Source organism: Duganella sp. Leaf61, from assembly GCF_001421905.1.
Lineage (GTDB): Bacteria > Pseudomonadota > Gammaproteobacteria > Burkholderiales > Burkholderiaceae_D > Rugamonas > Rugamonas zoogloeoides.
In genome coordinates this window covers 64687-82811 of the sequence record NZ_LMLM01000004.1, presented here as the reverse complement: position 1 = coordinate 82811, position 18125 = coordinate 64687, and the positions used below count along the sequence as shown (strand labels likewise).

28 protein-coding genes are annotated in these 18125 nt (G+C 59.7%); 14 read left to right on the top strand and 14 right to left on the bottom strand.

Annotated elements, in window-relative coordinates:
- Positions 1-54: 54 nt before the first annotated feature.
- The 6 genes from ASF04_RS06850 to ASF04_RS06825 all read right to left on the bottom strand — a co-directional run bounded on the left by ASF04_RS06850 (position 55) and on the right by ASF04_RS06825 (position 5189).
- Complete coding sequence (locus ASF04_RS06850) at positions 55-777, bottom strand: head maturation protease, ClpP-related (protein WP_162241422.1); 723 nt, start codon at positions 775-777, stop codon at positions 55-57.
- Complete coding sequence (locus ASF04_RS06845) at positions 755-2047, bottom strand: phage portal protein (RefSeq protein WP_156368556.1); 1293 nt, start codon at positions 2045-2047, stop codon at positions 755-757. Before ASF04_RS06845 ends, ASF04_RS06850 begins: the two co-directional genes overlap by 23 nt.
- A gap of 14 nt (positions 2048-2061) precedes the next feature.
- A complete protein-coding gene (locus ASF04_RS06840) occupies positions 2062-3741 on the bottom strand; it encodes a terminase large subunit (RefSeq protein ID WP_056139332.1) in 1680 nt (559 codons plus the stop codon).
- Complete coding sequence (locus ASF04_RS06835) at positions 3741-4208, bottom strand: terminase small subunit (protein ID WP_056139330.1); 468 nt, start codon at positions 4206-4208, stop codon at positions 3741-3743. Before ASF04_RS06835 ends, ASF04_RS06840 begins: the two co-directional genes overlap by 1 nt.
- Before the next feature lie 134 nt (positions 4209-4342).
- Positions 4343-4735: an HNH endonuclease signature motif containing protein gene (locus tag ASF04_RS06830; protein ID WP_056139328.1), complete on the bottom strand. Its 393-nt coding sequence runs from the start codon at positions 4733-4735 to the stop codon at positions 4343-4345.
- A 154-nt stretch (positions 4736-4889) separates the two neighbouring features.
- Positions 4890-5189: a hypothetical protein gene (locus tag ASF04_RS06825; RefSeq protein ID WP_056139326.1), complete on the bottom strand. Its 300-nt coding sequence runs from the start codon at positions 5187-5189 to the stop codon at positions 4890-4892.
- 351 nt (positions 5190-5540) lie between these two features.
- Here ASF04_RS06825 and ASF04_RS26575 point away from each other — a divergent pair, with 351 nt between their 5' ends.
- A complete protein-coding gene (locus ASF04_RS26575) occupies positions 5541-6302 on the top strand; it encodes a toll/interleukin-1 receptor domain-containing protein (RefSeq protein ID WP_082488598.1) in 762 nt (253 codons plus the stop codon).
- A gap of 99 nt (positions 6303-6401) precedes the next feature.
- Here ASF04_RS26575 and ASF04_RS06815 read toward each other — a convergent pair whose 3' ends face one another.
- The 6 genes from ASF04_RS06815 to ASF04_RS06790 form a co-directional block, all read right to left on the bottom strand.
- The gene (locus ASF04_RS06815) at positions 6402-6797 is read right to left on the bottom strand and encodes a hypothetical protein (RefSeq protein WP_156368555.1); all 396 of its coding nucleotides are present in this window, start codon (positions 6795-6797) and stop codon (positions 6402-6404) included.
- A gap of 88 nt (positions 6798-6885) precedes the next feature.
- A complete protein-coding gene (locus ASF04_RS06810; protein WP_156368554.1) occupies positions 6886-7962 on the bottom strand; it encodes a site-specific integrase in 1077 nt (358 codons plus the stop codon).
- Between the two features lie 12 nt (positions 7963-7974).
- Positions 7975-8757, bottom strand: coding sequence for a replication protein P (locus ASF04_RS06805; RefSeq protein WP_056139318.1), 783 nt, complete (start codon positions 8755-8757; stop codon positions 7975-7977).
- Positions 8754-9482, bottom strand: a complete 729-nt coding sequence (locus ASF04_RS26570; protein WP_162241421.1) for a helix-turn-helix domain-containing protein — start codon at positions 9480-9482, stop codon at positions 8754-8756. Before ASF04_RS26570 ends, ASF04_RS06805 begins: the two co-directional genes overlap by 4 nt.
- The gene (locus ASF04_RS06795) at positions 9479-10333 is read right to left on the bottom strand and encodes a DNA adenine methylase (protein ID WP_056139315.1); all 855 of its coding nucleotides are present in this window, start codon (positions 10331-10333) and stop codon (positions 9479-9481) included. The genes ASF04_RS26570 and ASF04_RS06795 overlap by 4 nt, the downstream gene beginning before the upstream one ends.
- Positions 10330-10722, bottom strand: a complete 393-nt coding sequence (locus ASF04_RS06790; RefSeq protein ID WP_082488596.1) for a FaeA/PapI family transcriptional regulator — start codon at positions 10720-10722, stop codon at positions 10330-10332. Before ASF04_RS06790 ends, ASF04_RS06795 begins: the two co-directional genes overlap by 4 nt.
- A gap of 337 nt (positions 10723-11059) precedes the next feature.
- On the opposite strand from ASF04_RS06790, the gene ASF04_RS06785 reads away from it, so the two are divergent.
- Complete coding sequence (locus tag ASF04_RS06785) at positions 11060-11326, top strand: hypothetical protein (protein WP_056139310.1); 267 nt, start codon at positions 11060-11062, stop codon at positions 11324-11326.
- Between the two features lie 141 nt (positions 11327-11467).
- On the opposite strand, the gene ASF04_RS06780 is transcribed toward ASF04_RS06785, so the two are convergent.
- Both ASF04_RS06780 and ASF04_RS06775 read right to left on the bottom strand, forming a co-directional pair.
- Positions 11468-11704, bottom strand: coding sequence for a hypothetical protein (locus tag ASF04_RS06780; protein ID WP_156368553.1), 237 nt, complete (start codon positions 11702-11704; stop codon positions 11468-11470).
- A 23-nt stretch (positions 11705-11727) separates the two neighbouring features.
- A complete protein-coding gene (locus ASF04_RS06775; protein WP_056139308.1) occupies positions 11728-12171 on the bottom strand; it encodes a phage regulatory CII family protein in 444 nt (147 codons plus the stop codon).
- A 399-nt stretch (positions 12172-12570) separates the two neighbouring features.
- Between ASF04_RS06775 and ASF04_RS06770 the strand changes: the two genes are divergently transcribed.
- From ASF04_RS06770 to ASF04_RS06735, 12 genes are all read left to right on the top strand, one after another.
- Positions 12571-13299 carry a S24 family peptidase gene (locus ASF04_RS06770; protein ID WP_082488594.1) on the top strand — a complete coding sequence of 243 codons (729 nt, stop codon included), beginning with the start codon at positions 12571-12573 and terminating at the stop codon, positions 13297-13299.
- A gap of 9 nt (positions 13300-13308) precedes the next feature.
- Positions 13309-13584 (top strand): zinc-ribbon domain-containing protein, encoded by a 276-nt coding sequence (locus ASF04_RS28680; RefSeq protein ID WP_156368552.1) that lies wholly within the window; start codon positions 13309-13311, stop codon positions 13582-13584.
- A gap of 125 nt (positions 13585-13709) precedes the next feature.
- The gene (locus ASF04_RS27360; RefSeq protein WP_156368551.1) at positions 13710-13964 is read left to right on the top strand and encodes a hypothetical protein; all 255 of its coding nucleotides are present in this window, start codon (positions 13710-13712) and stop codon (positions 13962-13964) included.
- Positions 13961-14092 carry a hypothetical protein gene (locus tag ASF04_RS28455; RefSeq protein WP_255360904.1) on the top strand — a complete coding sequence of 44 codons (132 nt, stop codon included), beginning with the start codon at positions 13961-13963 and terminating at the stop codon, positions 14090-14092. The genes ASF04_RS27360 and ASF04_RS28455 overlap by 4 nt, the downstream gene beginning before the upstream one ends.
- A complete protein-coding gene (locus tag ASF04_RS27355) occupies positions 14089-14262 on the top strand; it encodes a hypothetical protein (RefSeq protein ID WP_156368550.1) in 174 nt (57 codons plus the stop codon). Before ASF04_RS28455 ends, ASF04_RS27355 begins: the two co-directional genes overlap by 4 nt.
- Positions 14263-14270: 8 nt before the next feature.
- Positions 14271-15170: a recombination-associated protein RdgC gene (locus tag ASF04_RS06765; protein WP_056139303.1), complete on the top strand. Its 900-nt coding sequence runs from the start codon at positions 14271-14273 to the stop codon at positions 15168-15170.
- Entirely contained in the window at positions 15167-15472 is a 306-nt protein-coding gene (locus tag ASF04_RS06760) for a hypothetical protein (protein ID WP_056139301.1), read from the top strand. Before ASF04_RS06765 ends, ASF04_RS06760 begins: the two co-directional genes overlap by 4 nt.
- Positions 15473-15552: 80 nt before the next feature.
- Positions 15553-15798, top strand: coding sequence for a hypothetical protein (locus ASF04_RS06755; protein WP_056139299.1), 246 nt, complete (start codon positions 15553-15555; stop codon positions 15796-15798).
- Positions 15799-15829: 31 nt separating this feature from the next.
- On the top strand, positions 15830-16132 hold the full coding sequence (locus ASF04_RS06750; protein WP_156368549.1) for a hypothetical protein: 303 nt from the start codon (positions 15830-15832) through the stop codon (positions 16130-16132).
- Positions 16133-16142: 10 nt separating this feature from the next.
- Entirely contained in the window at positions 16143-16397 is a 255-nt protein-coding gene (locus tag ASF04_RS06745; protein ID WP_056139295.1) for a DUF4224 domain-containing protein, read from the top strand.
- Positions 16398-16421: 24 nt separating this feature from the next.
- The gene (locus ASF04_RS06740) at positions 16422-17459 is read left to right on the top strand and encodes a hypothetical protein (protein WP_200931070.1); all 1038 of its coding nucleotides are present in this window, start codon (positions 16422-16424) and stop codon (positions 17457-17459) included.
- 103 nt (positions 17460-17562) lie between these two features.
- On the top strand, positions 17563-18000 hold the full coding sequence (locus ASF04_RS06735; protein ID WP_056139291.1) for a hypothetical protein: 438 nt from the start codon (positions 17563-17565) through the stop codon (positions 17998-18000).
- Positions 18001-18125: the final 125 nt, after the last annotated feature.

The following is an 18125-nucleotide window of genomic DNA, read 5'->3' as shown; positions in this document are numbered from 1 at the left end:
GGGATGGGCGAAAAAAAACCGCCCGGAGGCGGTTTGGGTAGTGGCGCGAGAGCGTCAGCTATTGGTAATGCGGGCCAGCATGCCGATGCGCTGCTTCTGGCGTGCACGGTGTTCGTCGGTCGCGACATCCTCGATGCGAGGAGCCTTGGCCGAAATCTTTGGCGCCTTGGCATAGGCGCTCATGTTCCAGCTCGCCTCGGCCTTCTTGCCCACGGCGATGCGATCGACCAGGCCGGCATCGACCGCTTCATCAGCGGTGTACCAGGTCTCCGCATCCATCGCAGACTTGATGTCGTCTACCGACATGCCGCTCTTGGCGGCGTACTGCTTGGCCAGGGTGCTGTCGATCTTCGACAACAGCGTCACGGTCGCCGTCAGGTCGGCAGCGTTGCCCATCGCCCAGGTCCAGGCGTTGTGGATCATGTAGAAGCCGCCCTCGGAGATCTCGACCTCGTCGGCAGCCGTCGCGATGACCGTGGCCGCGCTGGCGGCGTAACCGTCGATGTGAGCGATCACGCGGGCGCCGGTGTCGCGGATAGCCTGACAGATGGTCTGCGCGGCGAACACGTCGCCGCCGGGGCTGTTGATGCGCAGATGCACCGTGCCTGCCTTGATCTCGCGGATTTGCGGTACCAGCGCCTCAGCGGAAACACCACCCCACCAGTAAGCCGTTTCCTCGTCGGCCACGATGGAGTCGTAAATGTAGATCGTGGTCTCGCCGCCCTCGGCGACAATCCGCGATTGCGGCAAGCGGTCAGGACGCGTCTTGTTGCTCACCAGGAGCTGGGTCAGGCTGTTCGGCACTCTTGCCTCCATTCATTTTAAGTTTTGCATTCGGGGGCATGTTTTCCAGCCGCCGGACTTCATCCGTGTCCATAAACGGCATCTCACCTGCGCGGCCCAGCGCCGTTCGGTAGGCGTCGTAGCGCGCCTTCAGGTCGCCTCGCTCAAGTGCTGCCGTAACGTATTCCACAAAGAAGCGCTGACGCACCGGCCAGAGCTTGCTGTTCAGCTCTTGCTGAATGGGGGTCAGGTGCCGCTGCAGGGTATAGCGCACGAAACCCATACCCTGCTGCGCCACACCAGTGCCCCAGTTCGAGACCGCACCGCCGTGGCCGACCATCGTCGGCGGCACGCCGAAGATGCGGCAAATTTCTTCCACAGTGAACAGGCGCGTGGCCAAGATTTCAGCATCCTTAGAATTCACGCTCAACTGGGCTGGCTCCAGGCCGCCCGACAGGATCAGCGGGCCGCGCCCGCCGTTCTGCGCGCGGGCGATCAGCGAAGCCTTGAGCTGCTCCAGTTGCGGCTTATCCAGCTTCGACGCGGTCCTGAGCGCGTAGTCAAAATTGCCGCCGCCAGCGAGAAAGCGGCCCGTATATTCCTGGGCAGCCAGCGCGGTACCGATCGCTTCAAGCGCCGCGTATGTCAGCGGACTCGGGCTGGTCAGCCCATCGAATCCGAGGCTCGGCAGATGAATGATGTCCGCTCGGTCAAGCACGTAGGCCGGCCTATCGCCCGGACTGATCCGGTACCGCACCACGTCGCCGTCTTTGAACGGGGACACGGTGTGACGCGGCAGCGGCTTCCAACCGATCACTCGATTGCTGTAAAAACTCGGGCGAATCCACTCGCCAAAACCATCGCCATGCGACAGCTTCGACAAGATGATCGCCTCCCAGGCAGCGGCCGACGTCCAGCCATCGCTGGCCAGCTCATTGAGCATCCACCAGTACTCATGATCGGCCGAGTCGCGGTCGTTACCCTTGCGCTCGAAGATGCCCAACGGCAGAGTGGCGATGGCGCCGGCGATCAGCGACATGCAACCGTAGGCGGCCGACACCCTCATTCCGGTTTCCGCTGTCACGGCGGAACCCGACGATGAGCGGTGGGCTGCGCCGAGCAGGTTGGTAAGCTCACCCATGGTGAGCGATGAACTGGAATTTTCACCAAGGGCAGCCACTCCGATACGCTCAGCGGCACCTTCCCGACCAGCAATCCACGAGCCCAGTACACGGGACTCGTGCCGGCCGGCTTCCAGGTTCATCAAGATTCCGGTCATTAAAAGTCCAATACGAAAATTTCAGGGGCCGACCGCGCTTCAGGGTTTTGCCCCATCAGCACCACTGCATCAAACAGCGCCATGAGCGGGTCGATCTTGGCCGTGCCCGATATCTGTTTGTTGATGCTGATCGCCGAGCGCCCTTGCTCGACCCGAGCATTGCCGACGCACCAGGCCATCATCGCGCTGGCGCCATGAACGAACTGTTCGCCAGCGACCAGGCGCTCGGTGTCCTTGATTGCACCGTTCAGCCGCCAGCCCTGCCCGATCGCGATGATGTCGCCGCCAGCTTCTGTCGAGAACTCGTGCTCACTCAATTCCTTGATCACGGCACCGATGCCGGCGCCATCGACCCCGATGCCATGCTTTTCTGGCAGCAGGCCGGCATCCCGCAGCCTGACTGCGATGGCGGCCACTTCGGTTACGTCGCGGCCTGGCCGCTCGACCAGCGTCAAATCACCATCGGCCTTAAAATCCTGGAGCCGAGGGGCGATTTCGGCTCGGCGTTTCAGCACGATCTCGTGCGCCCAGGCGTGGCCCCAATGCAGCCACCGGCCCGTCTCGCGTTCGCGCCCGACGACCGCCAAGCCCAGCAAGTCGTCCAGGCCGCCACCGTCGATACCGATGACGGCTACCTCGCTGCGCACCATCAGCGCGTCCAGTGTCAGCGCGGCATCACCGGCATCGAGCCAGAAGTCCGCGCCGGCCCAACGGTCGGACCGCAGGTTCAGGCCGATCTCGACATTCAGGTGTTTTGCCAGGAACGTCTGGTAGGAGCCGTCCGTTTTCCCCTGGTTGTCCCGCAGGGTGTCGGCCAACCACTCCGCATTCACCGAGCGCCCGATGTTCGGATTCGTCACATAGAAGTTCGCGGGGTCGAGGTATGCCTTCGACTCGATCATGTGATCGGGGAATTCATACAACACACCTAACTTTTTGCGGTCATCGACGCGGCCGTCGCGGATGTTGCGGTACTGCTGCAACTTTTCTTTAAATACGCCCGCCGGCGGTTCGTCGCTTTGGGTGGTGAGGTAGATTACCCAGCCTTCGTCCCGGGACACTTGGCCGCCAGTGGCCTCCTGGAACATCGTGCTGGCATTGGCGCGTTTGCCGAACAGCCAGTGCTCGTCTACCAGCACACGTCCGGCCTTCTTGCCCGAGACGGTATCGGTATCTGCCGCCACCACCTTGAGCGATGAACGGGTGGTGCGATCAGTGATGATGCGAACATGGTCCTGCACGTGAAGCAGCGCAAGCAGCTCATCGTCGGCGCGCACCATGGCGGCAGCCGGCTTGAAACTGTTGTCGGCAACCTCCTTCGTGGGCGCCAGGATCAGGTGCTCCTCTTCCTCCCGCCAACACATCAGCAACGCGGTCAGCATGATCGCCGCCGCAATCGTCGACTTCGTGTTCTTTTTGCTGATCAGCAGGTAAAACTCGCGGATCAGCTGGTTGCCGCTCTCCGCGTCATACGCGCCGAAGATGGCGGCAACGAAATCAAAGACCCACTGCTCACTGCATTCGCCAAAGGTCGGCTTTCCTGGCAGATCGACTACGCGCAGTTGCTTGAAGATCGCCAGCGCCGCCTCGGCCTGGTCGGGGAAAATCGGGGGCGGGATGATGCTTCTACCCTCTACCAGCCGCTTTCCCCAGTCAGGGCACGCTGTCGTCCACTTCATCAGTTCACTTTCTTACCGCCGGCTGCTGCCAGCTTTGGGGGCGCAGGCCGGGCGAATCGGGACGCGGCTTTTTCCGCATCAGCTTGTTGTTGCTCTTTTTTACCGCCCTCGCCTTTCCGCGTGTGCACGAAAGGCAACAGCGCCTTAGCTGCCTCGACCCGCAGTTTTGGCGCGGCTGCCGGGTCGTTCATGGCAGCCTTGAGAAACAGCATCGGATCGGAAAACGTGAGCGCCGCAGCGATATCGAATTTCGGCCGCTCCGGTTCAGCCGGTGGCGGGGGCGGTGGTACTGCATCCTTTTTTGAATACTTCTCGATGAACGCGGCCACGGCAGGATGCTTCGCCAGCCTCGATCCGGCCGGCCCGGCTGTCTTCTCGCTGTACCCCGCTGCGATTGCGGCATCCTTGTTGGACTTCCCGGCAAGGACAGCGTCGGCGAAAGCCCTGTGCTTGCCTGTTAATTCCATTAACACCCCACCTCCAGGGGGGAAATTTTCTGTGCGTGAGGTACCATGCGGTCTAGACCGAGGGGCGGCCAGACTTTGACCCCTCCCCCTCCCATCCACAGCCCCGTGGCGCAACGAACGCGCCAGCGCCGACCTCACGTACCATTCGATTCTTCGCGCTGCTTGTCGCGGCTGTGGTGCGTTGCGCACAACGACTGCCAATTCGACTTATCCCAGAACAGCTTCATGTCGCCCCGATGCGGCACGCGGTGATCGACCACGGTAGCGAACGGCGAACCAAGGCCAGCCTTCATACATTGGCTGCCGATCTTGACCGCATCCTGGTCGTAGCTGATGCCAGCCTCGCGTAGGCAGTAGGCGCAGTACGGATGGGTCAGCAGGTAGCCGGCGCGGGCCTGCTGCCACTTGTAGCTGTAGCCGCGCGCGGTGCTGCTCTTCTTCTCACTGCGCCAGCTACCCGCTGTGATAGTCGCCAGCTTGTTTGGCATAGTTGCCAGGCATGACTTCATTGTCTGCAGGCGGACCATCAGCGAGGTCCTCTCCACATCTCCATGACAAGCCCGTAGATGCAGGCCCCCAACCAACCGCAATGCCACTCGTGGCCGGGCGAGCACTGAGCAGCAAAAATGCTCAGCAAGCAGATGGCCGTGCCGACAGTCAACGTTGTTATGTGTCGCATGATCAGTCCGACAAAATAAATTGGCCTTGGAAGTAGCTCAGTGCCAGCTCTTCGGCAGTAGCGTCGGTCTTGCACGCCGTGATCCAGAAAAACAGGTGCTTGGAAAGAGCGCCATCGCCGTCCTGATAAAGATGGCGCCAGCCGTTGTAATCGAAATGTGCAATACACATTATCGAGCCGTGTTCGATGTGCTCGATCTGGAAAACCTTGACCGGCCGGAGCATGGCCAGCCCGATCAACGTTTCACTCTCGGGAACCTCGCGAGTGAACTGCTCTTCGTCTTGATTGGAGCCGGTTACCATAACAACCTCAGGATGGTGTTTGAATAAAAAAGCGGCCAGCGCAGTGATGCGGCAGGCGGCGAAGGTACAACTTGAGAATCAGGCGCTCAGGCTTGCGCAAGCAGGCGGTGAATAAATGAAGCGGTTGCGGCGTCAGGCACCTGCGCAGCGGTAGTGCTGGCGCTCATGCCGCTGGTGCCGTAGCTCCTGACAAATTCGAACCAATTTTGAGGGACCACAAGCTTGAGCTTAGAGTTTCGATTACGTTGCCGATCAGACGCCGACAGCAAATTCAGTCTTAAATTACGTTTATGCTATTATCATTTCCTGTATGAACTTAATATAATCCTGTCAACCTATAAGGTCACCATCATGAGTGGTAACAAGCTTGTATTCATCAGCCACATAACTGAAGAAGCTGAACTAGCACGAATTTTTTCAGAGGAGATAAAATCCGCTTATTTAGGCCTGCTTGACACATTCGTCTCTTCCGATGGAGAGAGTCTTCCGGCCGGTGGGAGGTGGCTTGACAAAATTGATCAGGCATTGTCTGACTCTGCAATTCAGATTTCATTGTGCAGCCCAGAGTCCGTTAAACGCCCATGGATCAACTTCGAGGCGGGCGCGTCTTGGATACGGCGTATCCCGGTAGTTCCTATCTGTCACTCGGGTTTATCTAAATCTGGTTTGCCAGTTCCTCTGTCGATGCTTCAGGCAGCCGACGCCACAAACGAAACCGACTTAAGGATAATGTTCAGCGAATTATCTAAAGTCTTGGGCGCGAAAATTTCTCCCAATGTTGACTACACGGGACTGATTCAAAAGGTTAGTGCGTTTATTCAGAACTACTCTTACTACGGGAAGATACGGGAGGCGGTGTACACCGCTTGCAACGCTGAGCCTGCACTGAAAGAACTTTTTCTTTCCGGCTCGATCCAAAGCATGCGGGTGGAAGTAGCTGATTACTTGTTCGTCACAGTCGCTCCAGCGCTCATCAAACTCAGAGATTTAGGGTTGGTGAATTTCGAATTTCCGGGAACTAAAATGACCCCCGACGGAGTGTTCAGAGTTGGTAACATTACAATTACCCCAAAGTATTTAACGGAAGCGCTACCGCGAATGAATAAGCCATAAATACCGAGTCGCACCCGTGCCAGAAATGAAAAAAGCCCGCGACCGAAATGGTGGCAGGCTTGTTTCCGGGCGCGCGTATCCCCCGGTGCACGCACTATATCAGAAAAAATTCCGGGTGCACTCGTTTTTTTTGAGCTTCACCAGCAGTTCCGCGCGAGCTGCCATAGCGGTATCGGCCAAGTCGGCATTGGGGAAACGCCAAGCTGTCGCAATGCTGCAACTGGCGTAGATGGCCCATACATGGATGCGCTCTAGGCTGTCGATCATCGCATCCGTGGCCGCGCCCACCTGCATATCGTGGCTGTGCTGCGCCTCGTGCAGATCGTGGCCGTGCCCGTCGGCGTCGCCGACTAAGCCGCCCATCACCAGCGAGCCGGCGCTGCGGCAGCCGCCCTGCTTCATCCAGTCCTTCCACAGCGCGAGGCAGTACTCCAGCGGATCCGGGCGGTCCCATTTGGCGGCTTGAGCTTGTTGTTTTTTCACTCGTTGTAACATTTTGATCCCTCGTTTTGCGGTTGGTTCTTGTGTCTTTGCCAGCGCTTTCTCGGTGCGCGGCTGGGGTGTTTCTGATGATCCTCAATAATCATGAGGTTGAGTCTCTATAAGGCTTACTTTCGATTGCTTCGCCATTTTCTCGCCATGTTAAACCCACTTTTTCGGCTATTTTTCCTTGAGCCGTTATGATTAAATCCATGTTCTTTTCGAGGTACGCCATGGTGGTTCTGACGTCCTTGTGACGCAGGTAGGCCTGGATCGTTTGCATCGGCGCGCCGGCTTCGCTCATCATCGTGGCGATGGTCCCGCGAAGGCGGTGGGGCGTGATCCCCTTGGTGGCGCATTGGGCATTGGCTGCCCGGATGGCGCTGCGGGCAAAGCCTGGGCCGAATGGCTGGCCGTCCGGCTGGCTGATGATCAGGCCCTCGGCGCGGCGCAGCGGTGCGAGATGGTCGGTCAGGTAGTCGAACATGCGCAGGGCGTCGGCTTCCTTGCCCTTGGTCTTGCCAGGAGTGTAGGTGTGACGCTCCCAATCGATCCATTCCCAGCGCGCGCTGATGGCTTCGGACTCGCGCAGGCCCAGCCACAGCATCAGCCGCACCGCCACGCCGATGCTGGGCGCGCGCGTGGATGCTGCATCCACCGCAGCGAACCAGCTCAGGGCGGCGGACAGGGGAAGGATGGTGCGCGGGCGCTTCTGCACGGACAGCATGGCCACCGACCACGGCAGGCGCGCCAGGATGCCACGGCGCACGGCCCAGTTCACCAGCAGCTTGAGGATGCGCAGCCAGTGGTTGGCCGACGCATGGTTGTGGGTTTGCAGGTGGATGCTACGGGCGCGCTCGACGGTGTACGTGTCGATATCGCTGATCAGCAGCTGGGCCATGCCGTGCATGTGCAGCCGGCCGAACGTTTCAACGCTGCGCACGTGGTGAGCACTGGAGTGGGCGGCGCGCACGGCCTGCCAATCAGCCAGGAGCGCGGCCAGCGTGGGGATCGGGTTGCCGCCGTTCGCGCGCGTGATGGCTTCGGTGTAGGCGCGCTCGGCGACCGCGATGGCCTTGCTTTTGTCGGTGAGCCTGGTGCTGCGCTGGACGCGGCCAAACGGACGGACCTGGAACCGGTAGTGGTACACGCGGCCCACCCTGAAAACGTCGATGCTCAATCCTGCCCCTTGTCAAAAGCCGTTCGTGCTGGGTTCGCGCAGGCCCAAGGCCTCCTTCGCGACGTTGATCTGGTACTGGAGCAGCGTCTTGTCGCCCTTCTCCGCTCGCTCAAGGATGCGGCGCGCCCACCTCTTTCCATCTACAGCATTGCCTGCGCCCACGCCAGCAGCGCCGGCCTCGCGCACGAACTGCTCGGCACGCTCTTTCGACATCGCGGTCTTACCCGGCGCTGGCAGTTGCGCGCGCGGCGGTGGGATCTCCTCCCAGGTGGCTCGCGCCAGTTGCAAGCGCAGCGCCGCTGCCCAGCGGTCTTTCACTTGGCCGAAGGTCTGTTCCGTCAAATCGCGCGCGAGGCTGCTGGCAGCCCAAAACACAGCCGGGTGCGACCACACCCCCAGCTCACCTTTTCCGCGCGCCAGGAGGCCCGCCACGGCCTCGTGGTACGCCGCTGCCGGGTCACTGAACGGCTTGCAAGCCTGAATGAACTCGGCGCACGATGGCGGCCAGGTGAAACGGCGGCGGCACTCCTTGAGGCCGACGCGCACGTCGCCGGGGGTGATGCCCTCCTCCTCAAACGCCTCAACCCAGCTCTCGCACCAGTTGTCAATGGACTGCTGGCTTGCGAAGTTCTGGCGCCACTTCTGCGGGTACGCGCCGTCGAGGCGGTTCCACAGGTGGTCCATCAACGAAATGCCGAGTTCCTCGTGGACGTCGAACCAGTGCGAGTACGGCCTGGTGCTGGGAGCAGCCTGCGCGCCAGCGGCGCCGTGGATGGTGGTAAGCGGAGCGGTCATTGCTGCCTCGGGCGGTTACGGTTGACGTGCGCGGTGGGATCGAAGCGTTGGGCGGCGCTTTGAGCAGGTGCAGCTGCGCGCAGCACCCACTCGGCTTCGAACCCGGTCCAGCCACGCGAGCAGCACAGCGACAGCACGGCCCCGAGCGCCATGCCTGCCTTGTTCGCCTCGCGGCAGAACGTTTCCACCACGGTCTGCGTGACGGTCGCCCGCTTCGCCTTGCGCAGGGCCAACCAGTCCAGCGCGGTTTGCTCAGCGACACCCTGGTCGAGCAACGCCTGCATCGGTTGGAACGCCGGCGCGGCTTCGGCGCGCTGCTTTTGTTTCCTTGATGGTTCTACTGATGGTTCCTTGATGGTTATGGGTGCACCAGTTGCGGGGGTGGGGTGCACAGTTTGCGGGGGTGGGGGTGCACCAGTTGCGGGGGTGGGGTGCACAGTTTGCGGGGGTGCACAGTTTGCGGGGGTGCACAGTTTGCGGGGGTTGATCTGGTAAACGGTGCTGCGACCGGTGCGGTATGCGCGCTTGATGATTCCGGCGGCTTCCATGTCCGAAATGTGCTTCTGCACGCTGCGTTCTGCCATGCTGCACTTTTCCGCCAACATGGAAACCGATGGATAGCACTCACCCTGGTCGTTGGCGTTATCGCACAGTGCCAGCAGCACCATCTTCGGGGCTGTGGAAATTTCCATCTTCCAAGCGAGTGTCATTAATGCAATGCTCATGCAAACATCCTTTGCTGCGCGGCCTGCTGCTGAAGCGCTGTAGCGCAAGCCGGGTTGATCCATACCATCTCGTCGCGGATGGCGCTGCCTCGGCCGGCGGAAATGCGGGATTTGGTGGTGTGGCATTCCCAGCCTGGCAACGAGTCGCTGTAAAGCTGCGATCCGTAGCCGCTCAGCACCACGTAACCGTCTAGCTCGAGCAGCGTGTCGAGCAGCAGCTGGTGATCGTCGTCGCCCAGCTCGTGCTTGTAGGTGCGGCGGTTGCCGGTCATGACGCGGGTAGAATGGACGTACGGTGGATCGACGAAATGCAAGGTCGAGGCGCTGTCGTGCTGTTTCATGACGTCGATCGCCGGGCGGTTCTCGATCAGCACGCCGCACATGCGCTCGCCGGCGGCTGCAACGGCGGCCGGGTACGTGGCCCACAAGTGCTGCGCGGTACCGTACTCGCGCTTCGTATCGATGCGGAAGCCGGTATGCCCCTTTGTGGCGCCGGCGGAGCCGAAGCCCATCTGCGCACGAATGCACAGCCGGCGCGCCAGCTCGATCGGGTCGTCGGTTTCGCCCCAGGCTCCCTCGAATTCTTCGCGAGCATACGGCGTGGCCACCAGGGCCGCCAGCAGCTTTTCGCGATCGACCGGATCACGCAGCACGCGGAAGAAGTTCACGACGTTGCCATCGAGGTCGTTGTAGACCTCGGCATAGACGCGCTCTTTCTGCAGCAGCACGCCGGCGGCGCCGCCGAACGATTCGACGTAGCAGGTATGCTCGGGAAAGAACTGCATCACCCAAGCAGCCAGGCGGAACTTCGCGCCGTGGTAGCGCAGCGCCGGCGCGGTGACGGGCGTCACGCCACCACCCGCGACGATGTGACGGTGGCGCCGCCAAACAATGCAGCGACCAGCGGGTCGCGCTGGAACGTGCCCAGCTGGCGTGCCTTCGTGACCAGCGGTGCCATGCGTTCGGCGCGCGCAGCGAACTCTTCCGCGCCCAGCGACCAGGCGCGCACCGCGCGGCCCGGCAGCGCGGCGTGGCGAACCTCACCCATTTCGCGCAGGTCCATCAGACGCGCTTGTGCCTGGGATGGCGACAGGCCGACGGCGTCGGCAATCTCGCGAGTGGTGGCGATCGAACGCGCGCGCAGCGTCTGCTCGATGGCATCCCAGATGGCCGCAGTGTGTTGCATGCGCGCGGCGTGCGGCATGGCTGCGGGAAGTACGGAAGTCGATTGTGCTAACATTGAAACCTCTTGAAGTTGTTGTATCTAAGGCCCGCCTCCACGCGGGCCTTTCCTATTTCTGGCCAGCCGCTTTGCGGACCAGGTCTTCGTACTGCTTCCGGGGCATCACGTGGCCCGGCTCAATCGGCGTCTCGTCCTGTGCGGACTGGGGTGCCTGATCTTTCTTTTGCTCGACAGCGCTCATGCAGCGGCCTTGTCGATCATGGCGAGGATGAGGTATGCGTAGGTATTCATGACTGCCTTCCTTTATCAATAAAGCAACTTGAGAGGGTGAGGGTTTCCAGATGCGCTAATATTTCCGTTCCCCAACTTCAACACCAACGCAAAAGGAACCCTCATGGAAATTAACGAATTTTTGATCGCCGAACGGGTCGCAAAGGAGGCGAACAAACGGCATCTAAAAGAGCTCAACGACGTGGCAAACCAGTTCGAAGAGCAATTCCCTGATGACTGGTCGGAACGCTTAGAAAAATGGGATCTGGAGAACCCGTTCAGCAGCTTTGTCAGGGCGGTTTATCTGGAGTACGTTGAGGTCGCGAGGCTGATACGAGATCTCGAATCACCACCTCCCGCGCGCGCACCCGAGACGCCTCTAGGCGCATAGCATCAAGGCGATCCCTTTCGCGGCTGTCCGCAGCAACAACACAATCAAGTATCTGAGCCAGGATGCTGGTTTGCTTGCGCATCTCCTCAATGATCGCCATTTCCCCCATTGGAGGAGCAACTTTCAACTGATCGGCCGCGCTCACGCCGGAGCCTTCCCGATCAGGTAATTGATCTCGTGGATGCTGATTTCCATCTTTTCGAGGATGCGGATTTTCAGCGAGTCGCCGATGGCCAGCCGGCTGTGGCGGATCTTGCTGATGACCGGCGGCGCCACATTGAGCGCGCGCGACAAGGCGGCGTCGCTTTTGGCGCCAAGGCGTTCCTTTACGTGGTTCAGCAGCCGGCTCGGATCAAGCGGCAGGGATTCGGTGCTCATGGGTTCTCCTGGTGGTGGGTAAATCATTTTTCAGCCATGCCTTCGAGACGGCGCAGCAACTCGTTCATTGCCTTGTTGGTGTGGTAGACCTTTGCCTTAACTCGCTCGAGCTCATGCGCCTCCACGATGCCGTCGGCCAGCGCGGCATACACCTCGGCGCCGACGTCGCTGCTCGCCGACCACGCTTTGGCAACCAGCTCGAGCACGGCCATGTCGGAAGGCGCGGATTCAATGTCCATGCGCAGGCACACGTGGCCGTGGTTTTGCGCCAGCGCATGGAGCACGGCGTAGTCGCCAGTAAGCTCCATGAGTGCATCAAGCTCGAGCGGGCTGAGGTAGTTCGTCGCGCTGTTCGGGTTGGCTTTGTTGCGGAGGATCTGCACGCGCAGTCCCATGCGGACGGCCAAAGCCTCGACACCGCCGGCGGCGCGGTGAACGGTTTGATAAATGGCGTCGCGGATGTTCATGTGTTGACCTAAAAACAAATGAGTAAGTTTCTAAAAAACAATGTAATAATTAAATAATTATTTCGCACCAACAGAACAACAAATCCCTAGGGGAAACAATATGGACGTGACGAAGCACATTAGGTTTCTTGCTGTAAATTATTTGGTGGGAGGTGCTGCCGGGCGTTCTGGTTGGTCGAACGCTTCCGGCCGTGCCAACTTGAGGTACATCAAGCGCGCCGGAGGGATGCCATTTACGATCCACTGGGAGACCGCTGCTGGCGTTACTTGACAAAGGGCAGCTACCTTCGCTCCTCCGCCCAGTCGTTTAATCGTTGTCCGTGTATCCATGGGCAAATATTAAGACAACTTCACTTCATTGTAAAGCCATCTTTATGATTTGCTTGTTAAGCTAGCTAAATGAATTCAAACCTGTTATCTGAACGACTGCGCTGGGCGATCGAGCGCAAATTGGCTGGTAGTCCAGACCTCAAAAAAATCCCTCAGTCGCAAATCGCTAAAGCCGCTGGGGTGTCCCCTTCTGCGGCTGGTTATTGGTTTGCCGACACCAACGGCATAAACGCTGAGCAGGCCCGAAAGGTTGGGGACTTCCTTGGTGTCGATCCCATATGGCTGGAAAAAGGGGAAGGCTCAGCATTGCCGATCGAATCAGTACTTGAAATGTTCCCTGGCTCGAGGCGGGTGGTAGCAGTTGACGATGACAGCTCGGACACATATCGAATCCCATTTGTAAAGTTGAAGCTTAGAGCTGGCATGACAGGATTTCAGGCGGAGCCAGAAATGGCTGACGGAGGCACGATTGGACTCGCTAAAACATGGGTAGACCGCCGGGGTTTTACGCCATCCCAGCTCATTTCTATGGAGGTCAAAGGTGAAAGTATGGAGCCGACCTTTTACGAGGGCGACACCATCGTCATTAACCTTGCGGACAAAAAGCCTACAGATAATGGAGTGTTCGCTGTGAACTACGATGGCGAATCGGTTGTTAAGCGTCTTTCTCGAGACGCAGGTCAGTGGTGGCTTATGTCGGACAACGCCGATCAGCGGCGCTTTTATCGCCGCCAATGCAGGGGAACAGAGTGCATCATAATTGGCCGAGTCGTTCGTCGCGAAGGCGACCACTTTTAAGGAGTTTACGTGGCGTTGATATCGTGCAAAGAATGCGGTAACGAGGTGGCGGCTTCTGCAAAAGCCTGCATGAAATGCGGTGCAAAAGTTCCTAGAACAAGGTGGTGGATTGTGATACCCCTCGTTCTCGTAGCTGCGTTTTTTGCCCTGCCCTATATAGCGTCATCCCCGGCAGAGCGGGCGGCCATTTCGGCTCGTGCGGACTGCGAGCGCGTATTCCCAGGCGAGCGAGGCCGAGGATGCGACACCGTTTACGGCGACACACTGATGAAAAAGTCCAAATGAAGTTACGAATTTGCAACAACAGGCGTATAGCCTGAATTTCACAACATAAATAAATTAAGTTATCTTGATTTTTATGTGAAGCTAACTTAATATTCCTCCATCGACACCTACCGATGGAGGAATGGATGAACACCGCAACAGCAACAGTCTCAGCACCACCCCACCCGCACGTTTTACCTCAGCCCGATTACGTCGGTGCCCTCAAAACTGCGCTCGCAATGTTCGGAGATCCGGCCACGGAAGACCGCAGCATGGTGCGCGCTTCCTGTTTCGTCGCCTGCTTGGCCGGCGCCCTTCGCGGCGCTGGTGATGAAGCACTGGGCGCCGCGATCTACGCCATCGTCCAGCCGCCCCAACCTGCCGCAGCAGGTGCCGCATGACCTACCTCATCACTGAGCGCACCGCCACCGGCGCGCGCACTTACACCGAGACCGGTGACCTCGGCCAAATCCTTGATGCCGCCTACACCGGCGAGGTCCTGGGCGTGACCGCGATGGTGCAGCCATGAAGAGCCTCATCACCGGCTTCACCACTACGCGGAACATCCGCGCTGCCGCGCGCGCCTACCGCCGCAGCACACAACGCACCGCTCGGCTCGATCGCGAGCTGGCGGCGGCCCTGCACGCCGAGGCCGCAGCTGCCGCACGCATGGAGCGGCTTCTCAACACCACCACGTAGGAGACGCAATGTCCTGGTTCAAAAACCTGCAGGTGTACCGCCTGCCCGCCCCATGGGCAAAGACTGCCGACGAGCTCAACGCTGCGCTGGCGCCCCACTCCTTCGTGCCGGCCGCCAGCAATGAGCTGTTGCGCCAGGGATGGGATCAGCCGCGCCCGGGCAGCGACCTGGTCCACGTCGTCAACCGCCAGTTCCTGCTGATGCTCACGACCGAGAAGAAGCTGCTGCCGGCCAGCGTGATCAACCAAGTGGCGAAGGCGCGCGCCGCCGAAATGGAAGAGGCCCAGGGATTCGCGCCGGGCAAGAAGGCCATGAAGGACTTGAAGGAGCGCGTGGCAAACGAGCTGCTGCCGCGCGCGTTCTCGACGAAGACAAGCACCTGGGTGTGGATCGATCCGGTGAATGGCTGGCTGGTGGTGGATACGTCCTCGCCGAGCCGCGCCGACGAAGTGCTCAAGCTGCTGCTCAAGGCCGTCGATAAGCTGCCGGTGGAGAGCCTGCGCGTGCAGCGTTCCCCGGTGGGCGTGATGACCTCGTGGCTCGAAGCCGACGAGGCGCCGGCCGGCTTCACCGTGGACATGGACGCGACGCTGCGCGCGGCCGGCGAGAGCAAGGCGCAGGTGGCCTACAAACGCCATACGCTCGAACCTGCCGACGTGGGCCGCCACATCGAGGCCGGCAAGCAGTGCACGCGCCTGGCGCTGACTTGGGACAGCAAGATTTCGTTCGTGCTGGACGAGAAGCTGGCGATCAAGTCGGTGAAGCCGCTCGACGTGCTGCAGGAAAAGGAGTCGAGCATCCGCAACGGCGACGAGCGCTTCGACGGCGACATGATGCTGATGACCGCCGAGCTGGCGAAGATGCTGGCCGACGTGGTCGAGGCCCTGGGCGGGGAGGCAAAGGCATGAGCACCAACAGGAAAATTTTCGAGGCGATCGCCGGTGATGACTTCGGCGCGCAGCTTGCCGCCGACAAATGGCTGCGCGATCGCGGCTTCTCGTTTGGCCCATCCCAGGCTGACGGGCCGCAAGCGATCTGGTTCGGTGACCACTCCGTATCGAAGTGGCGGAACTTGAGCGCCAAGGAGCGGCTGGCCGCGCACGGCATTATGGAAGGTCGGCGCGCCGGAGCAGTTCACATCACGCTGCGCGCGCACGCGCCGGCGGAAGCGGTTGCCGCATTCAACCAACCGGACACGGCGACGCCATGAGCCGGCGCGCCAAGATCGCCGCCGAGCTGGCCTACTACGCCGCCCTGGTGGTCCTGATCATCCACAGCTGGAACTAGGCCATGGGCAGTTGCGACGAAGCGCCCAGCGTGGCGCTCAGCAAGCTGGAGGCAGCAGCGCGCCACAACCGGGTGCTGCTGCACGCGCTGCAGACCTGCCACCCGGTGATGCACAACGATCGTAAGGGTTTCATTCACACGATCACGTTTAGCCTGTCGGGCGGCAGCGTCGATGCCGTCGTGTACTTGGCCGGAAGCCCTGACCCATTGGCGCCTGCCGCGGTATCGCTGGCGCCGGAAATTACTTGAAAAGATGCGCCGCGCGGCGCTGGAGAGCACGATGAACAAAGCACAAAATAGCACCACGCCCCCCACCCAAATGGTAGCAATCCCACTGGTCAAATTGGAAAACCTGATTGCTGCAGTTGAGCAGCTGAAAGCGGGGAAGCTACGCCCCTTCATGTACGCCATTCAAGGCCCTGACGGCGAGGCGCACATCGATGAGAACTGCGTTGCCGGCGACCCGGCCGCGCTGGCTGTTGAGGTCAACGGCCTCAACGATTCCCCTGACACCGGCTACCGGATTGTGCCCGTCTATCTCGCCGATCATCTTCCGGCCAACGCCACTCAGATCGAAGAATAGAGAGCTCACCATGACCGCAATATTCGAAGTGCCAATTCAATCGGAGACCCTGTCTCCGGACGAACTCGGTGAGATCTCAGGCTGCGCACGCAAGAGCGACCAGGTAGACTGGCTTACGAGTAATCGCTGGGTGTTTTTCAAGAACCGCGCCGGCACACCAGTGGTTGGCCGGTTGTACGCCCGCATGCGACTGGCAGGCATCAACCCCTCGACGCTGGCCGGCGCGGCTGACGGATGGCAGCTCGATGTTTCGAAGGTCCGATAAACGATGCGACCGAAAACTACCGGAATGAAGCTGCCCCCGCGCATGCTGGCACGGCGCCGCAAACTGGCGTCGGGCAAGGTGTGGGTCGGCTACTACTACAACGGCCGCAACGCCACGGGCGAGCGCCAGGAGATCCCGCTCGGCACCGACCTTCAGGCAGCGAAGCGCAAATGGGCAGAGCTCGAGGGCACGCCGCCGCCGGCCGATGCTACGCTCGTGGGCTATGCCATCGATCAGTACGTCAAGCAGGTGCTGCCCGGACTAGGAGTCCGCACGCAGGCTGAATACATGAAGTGCATCAAGCAGCTGCGCGGCGCCTTCGCTAACGCCCCTATCAGCGCCATCAAGCCGTCCGACATCGCCCGGTACCGCGATGCGCGTACCGCTAAGATCCGCGCCAACCGCGAGATTGCCGTGCTGTCGGCGATTTACAACCTGGCGCGAGAATGGGGTTATACGACCAACGAAAATCCCTGCACTGGCATTCGCAAAAACAAAGAGGTCCCGCGCGACTATTACGCCGAGACCGACGTTTGGGATGCCGTCTACGATGCCGGCGTCATTGAGCTGCAGGATGCGATGGACCTGAACTACCTGACTGGCCAGCGGCCGGCTGACGTTATCAAGATGGGCAAGGAGCACGTACGCGGCGACGAGTTGATGGTGACACAAGGCAAGCGCGGCCAGAAGCTGCGCATCCAACTACGCAATGCTGCCGGCCTTACGGATCTCGGCCTGTTCATCGAAAAGTTGAAGGATCGGCCGGTGCAATGCATGAGCGGCCACCTGGTGTGCACGCCGAACGGCACGCACGTCACTGCAAAGATGCTGCGCGATAGGTTCGAGAAAGCGCGAGCTACGGCATCCGCTGAGGCCGAAGCGGCGGGCGCACCGGACCTGGCCAAGCGCATTAAGGCCTTCCAGTTCCGCGACATCAGGCCGAAAGCAGCCAGCGAAATCGAAAGCTTGGATGACGCCAGCAAGCTGCTGGGGCACACAAATACGAATATCACGAAGCGGGTATATCGCAGAGTTGGCGAACGAGTAAAGCCCACCAGATGATCGGCGAAAAAGATACGGTCACAAGGTCGGGAATATACTTTGTAGTTTTTTAATGCTATCTTGAATTTCTCACTACAAAATCGAATTTAAATAGGATTATAAAATGAGTACATTTGACGACGACTTCCTCAGGAAATATGGCCCCCAACTGAAATCAGTATATGAACTAATGCACCCGAAGCCGAGTGCTTTTCTCAACGCTCAGAAAGAAGTTGAACGAATGGAAGCATTGTTGCGGCCATACGGGGGCTTGAAGGCGGTGCATGAAGCCATCGAAGCAGAAAAATTTCGCAGTCAACTTATGCTTAACTCGCCCACCGCATTGTCGTCAATGAGAGAAGAGTTAGCGCGTATTCAAAATTTAACGCCTGCAATCAAAGATTTACCAGTACCGCCGATTCCGCAGGACGACATATTGGTACTTCAACGTAGAATTCATAGTGCTGAGAAGAGCGAAGATATCGAAGAATTGAAGGAAGAAATTATTAGCTTGAAAGCGCTTGTCCGCAAGTTGATCTCTCGTAACGACGATAGTGAATAAAGGAATCTATCGGGCACGGCCCCTCTAAATCACGATCCAAAGTCCGAGCACAACTCGTTCAGCTTTTTTGCCTCTCTGATTAAGCAGTTGCGGAAACCGTTTCCGCAAGTTGTAAAATATTTGTG